The organism is Oscillochloris sp. ZM17-4 (genome assembly GCF_019599295.1).
In the GTDB taxonomy this organism is placed as follows: Bacteria; Chloroflexota; Chloroflexia; order Chloroflexales; family Chloroflexaceae; genus Oscillochloris.
Genome location: NZ_JAIEWN010000142.1, coordinates 1 through 2,172, shown reverse-complemented (window position 1 = coordinate 2,172; position 2,172 = coordinate 1). Strand labels below are relative to the sequence as shown.

Genomic DNA, 2,172 nt, shown 5'->3' with positions numbered 1-2,172 from the left:
CTTACCTTGATGCGTATGGGGCGAAGCCCCATGCGCATCATGCGCTGACCAGACGCGTGGCCCGCTAGGGGTAGCTGTAGCTGCTCACCTCGACGCCGCCGGCGTCGCGCAGGCTGGCCGCGTCGCCGGTGTTATTCCAGACCGCCTGGGTGCGGCCCCAGTAGAGGTTTCCGGCGTCGTCTGCGCCGGCCTTCGTCCAGACATTCACCTCTGCGGCGGCGGCCAGGGTGAAGGATGGGAAGGTGTAGGTGGTGTTCGCCTGGTCGCGCAGGGTCCAGCCGGTCATGTCCGCCGCGCTCCCCCCGTCGTTGCGGATCGTCACATACTCGTCGGTCGCGCCGGTGGTCGGCGCATAGTCGATGAAGGTGATCGTCACGCTCGCCGGGGTGGGCGTGACGGGCGTGATCGTCGGTACGGGCGTGGCCGTCACAGGCGTCACCGTTATGGGGGTCGCTGCGATTGGATTCATGATCAGCGGCAGATAGACCGCGCTGGTGGGAGTCACCGGGTTGCCCGAGCAGGGCGCGCCCTCGATCACGCGCTCGACGGAGTCGTCCACCGCCGCGAAGAAGTCCAGGCCGGTGCGCTCCTGCACGCAGGCGACGGTCGTCTGGTAGCTCTGCCAGGGCATCCCCTGGGTCGTCGCGTCGTTCGGCGTCCAGACGGCGATCACCTGGGTGTCGGCCGTCACCCGAGCCACGTCGTCGCCATCGGCGGCGGGCAGCACCAGCATCACCTTCCAGACGGCGGCGGGGATGGTGAGCTTGCCGCCTGCCAGGGTGCCGAGCGAGCCGGAGCCGCCGGAGATGATGTAGAGCTCGTCGCCCTGGTAGACCAGATCGCGGGCGTGGCCCTCCAGCGTCGCCCAGAGGCCCTGGTTGTTCGCCGGCGCCTGGGGCAGGATGTTCGAGAGGATGAAGGTGGCCTGGTTATCGACGTCGCTGGCCGTGCGGTCGGCCGAGGGCGTCATGTGGCCGCGGTCGTAGCCGGAGTTGGTGTAGTCGCTGTGGGTGACGCGGTACCAGCCGGCCGGCAGGCTCGTGTCGGTGATGAAGTTCCCGCTGTAGCGCGCGGCGGAGCCGAGGTCGCTGGCCGCCAGGTGCCAGCTCGACCAGTTCGGGGTGCCTTTGTCACGGTCGTACGAGAGCGCGTACTGGTCCCGGACGATCAGGTAATTATTGGGCTGGGCCGCGTCAGCGATCGCCCCGCTGGGGTTGCCCATCGTCAGGTGGACGCTGGGTGTCTGGGCGCGGGCGGGCCAGCCCGCGAGGAGCAGGACGATGGCGATGAGCAGCAGGCTCAGGATAAGTCGGCGCTGGTGAGTGGTCATCTGTGGCCTTCTATGTCTCGATCAGCATCGTGCGCAGGCCAACGGTGTCGCCCGCCGTGTCCTGGCCGAGGATGATGGCGGTGATCTGGATGCGGCCAAGTCGATAGACGGTGATATCGGCGAGGCGGGCGGCGAGCAGGTCGCGCAGCGCGGCGAAGCGGGTGGCGGCGGCGCGCTGCGCGTCATCGAACCAGTCTTGCTCGGCCGCCATTGGGCCGAGGAAGGCGTCGAGCGTGCGCGTCTCGACAGGCGTGTCGGGCGGCATGGCGAGGTGCGCCAGGAGGGCGGACTCGGTGAGCGGGCCGGGGCCGGGCCAGCGGAAGGGCGTGAGCGGGTAGTCGCTCTCGCTCATCACCAGCAGGCCATCGGCGGCGGCGGTGAGATCGGCGAGGTCGTCGGGCGTCGGGGCCGCGTGCGTGCTGGTCAGATCATTCATGATGCGCTCCATCGCGCGGTCATCTGGCCGCTCTAGGTGCAGTCTAGCACATCGGCGATGGCCCCATCTTCGCAAACCTCAACAGAGATCCGCCCGAATCTCAGCCATCGCATCACCCCCGCGCCCGAGGATGCTGCCTATTGTGCTTGTGTTGTTATCTCTCCTGCGCGCCGCCCTCCGTCGCTCGCCCGCCGCGCGCCACCGCGCCGGCCACGCACCAAAGGAGCTCGCCATGCCCGCGCGTCCATCTGTCGCCATCGCCCTGCTGAGCGCCACGCTCGCCGCCGCCACGCTCGCCGCCGCGCCCTCCCAGCGCACAGTCTACCTGCCGCTCGTCTCCGCGACCGCAGGCGACCCCGACCTGGCCATGATCGGCGGGGCCGCCGAGGGCCTGCTGTACCCCAGC

Annotated in this window: 2 protein-coding genes; both read right to left on the bottom strand. The window is 69.4% G+C overall.

Annotated elements, in window-relative coordinates; all coding sequences use genetic code 11:
* Nucleotides 1-64: 64 nt before the first annotated feature.
* Nucleotides 65-1,330, bottom strand: coding sequence for a DNA/RNA non-specific endonuclease (locus K2Z83_RS28225; RefSeq protein ID WP_220598505.1), 1,266 nt, complete (start codon nt 1,328-1,330; stop codon nt 65-67).
* A gap of 10 nt (nt 1,331-1,340) precedes the next feature.
* A complete protein-coding gene (locus K2Z83_RS28220) occupies nt 1,341-1,766 on the bottom strand; it encodes a nuclease A inhibitor family protein (protein ID WP_220598504.1) in 426 nt (141 codons plus the stop codon).
* Nucleotides 1,767-2,172 lie beyond the last annotated feature (406 nt).

Bases quoted from the DNA above. Each gene is read 5' to 3' on its own strand.
- K2Z83_RS28225 (WP_220598505.1), bottom strand. From the start codon at position 1,330: ATGACCACTCACCAGCGCCGACTTATCCTGAGCCTGCTGCTCATCGCC.
- K2Z83_RS28220 (WP_220598504.1), bottom strand. From the start codon at position 1,766: ATGAATGATCTGACCAGCACGCACGCGGCCCCGACGCCCGACGACCTC.